We start from the raw sequence: 1,523 nt of genomic DNA, 5'->3' as shown, positions 1-1,523 counted from the left end.
AACTATAACTATTTTAAAAAATATCGCTAGTCATTTAAACCTAAACTTCTACGATGCTCTGCCAGTAAATTAACAACAGGGGGCGGTATTTGTAAATAGTAGCCTTTGTCAGCAAGCTCAGCTTTTACTTTTTCAATGTCGGCCATGGCAAGTTCAGTTCTTTTTAATAAAGGCACCATCATCACCAGTTTGGGGACGCCAAACATTTTCATTAAAGCCTCAGGAACGGCATCGAAATTGTCACGCTTCTCGACAAATAAATAGGTATCAACTTTTCGACTACTTTTATATACAGTACAAATCATCTTGGGGTTAAATTCCTCTGTTTCTTGCTTGATAGTAAACAACGCACACTATAACATGGACAATGATTAAATTAATTGTAATTCAGTTCTTAGACTGACATTTTTTGGAGAGTAAAGCCTGGATGGCCACACAAAGTCTCGAGTTAAAAGCTACCTCTTTCACGCTTTCAGTACTCCATATCAACACCCATGATTTCAACGCTATTGCAGCTGACTTAGAAAGTAAATTATCCCAAGCGCCACAGTTTTTTATTGGTGCACCGTTAATCTTAAATTTAAGTGCAATTGAGCAAGAAAACATTAATTTAGCCGCATTAAAACAACTTCTTACTGATAACCAACTCATTATAGTGGGTGTAACATCAGCAAATGAAAGCATTAGTAGCCAAGCCAAACTATTAGGCCTTGCAGTGGTTAAATCAGGCAAACAAGCTAAAAGTATGCCTGCGCCATTAAAAGAAACCAAAATAGTTAAGCAAAATATCCGTTCAGGACAACAAATTTACGCAAAAAATGCTGATTTAGTCATTTTTGGTGCGGTTGGCAATGGCGCAGAAGTCATTGCAGATGGTAGCATTCATATATACGGTGCATTACGTGGCAAAGCAATGGCCGGGGCGTCTGGCGATGTTAATAGTATTATTATTGCCAATGCATTAGACCCCGAACTCGTTTCTATTGCTGGGCAGTATTGGTTAGCTGAGCATTTGCAACAAAACTGCAGTGACCAACGCGGCTGCATTCGCTTAAATGGCGAAACACTCATGGTTGAATCATTGCCACAGTAAGTGGCAACTTAAAAGGATATATAACAACATGGCACAGATTATTGTTGTCACATCAGGAAAAGGCGGTGTTGGTAAAACAACCTCAAGCGCAGCAATAGCGACTGGCTTAGCCTTGAAAGGAAAGAAAACAGTCGTCATTGATTTTGATATCGGTTTACGAAACCTCGATTTAATTATGGGTTGTGAGCGACGAGTCGTTTACGACTTTGTCAATGTGATCAATGGTGAAGCCAATCTTAATCAAGCATTAATCAAAGATAAGCGTTGTGACAAACTGTTTATTTTACCCGCGTCACAAACACGTGATAAAGATGCCCTGACTAAAGAAGGCGTTGGCGGTGTATTAGAAGAGCTAAGCAAAGATTTCGATTATATTGTTTGTGACTCACCGGCAGGAATCGAGCAAGGCGCAATGATGGCATTGTATTTT

Annotated in this window: 3 protein-coding genes; 2 read left to right on the top strand and 1 reads right to left on the bottom strand. The window is 39.3% G+C overall.

The annotated features are described in order from the left end of the window. Positions 1-26 precede the first annotated feature (26 nt). A complete protein-coding gene (locus tag BCU91_RS07110; RefSeq protein ID WP_102437293.1) occupies positions 27-305 on the bottom strand; it encodes a YcgL domain-containing protein in 279 nt (92 codons plus the stop codon). A 122-nt stretch (positions 306-427) separates the two neighbouring features. Here BCU91_RS07110 and minC point away from each other — a divergent pair, with 122 nt between their 5' ends. Both minC and BCU91_RS07100 read left to right on the top strand, forming a co-directional pair. Beyond that, positions 428-1,093 (top strand): septum site-determining protein MinC, encoded by a 666-nt coding sequence (gene minC, locus BCU91_RS07105; protein WP_076537727.1) that lies wholly within the window; start codon positions 428-430, stop codon positions 1,091-1,093. A gap of 28 nt (positions 1,094-1,121) precedes the next feature. Next, on the top strand, positions 1,122-1,523 hold a 402-nt coding region (locus BCU91_RS07100; RefSeq protein WP_157936274.1), incomplete at its 3' end, for an AAA family ATPase.

The sequence above is a fragment of the Shewanella sp. 10N.286.52.B9 genome, assembly GCF_002873635.1.
In the GTDB taxonomy this organism is placed as follows: Bacteria; Pseudomonadota; Gammaproteobacteria; order Enterobacterales; family Shewanellaceae; genus Shewanella.
This window is presented reverse-complemented; position numbering and strand designations above follow the sequence as displayed.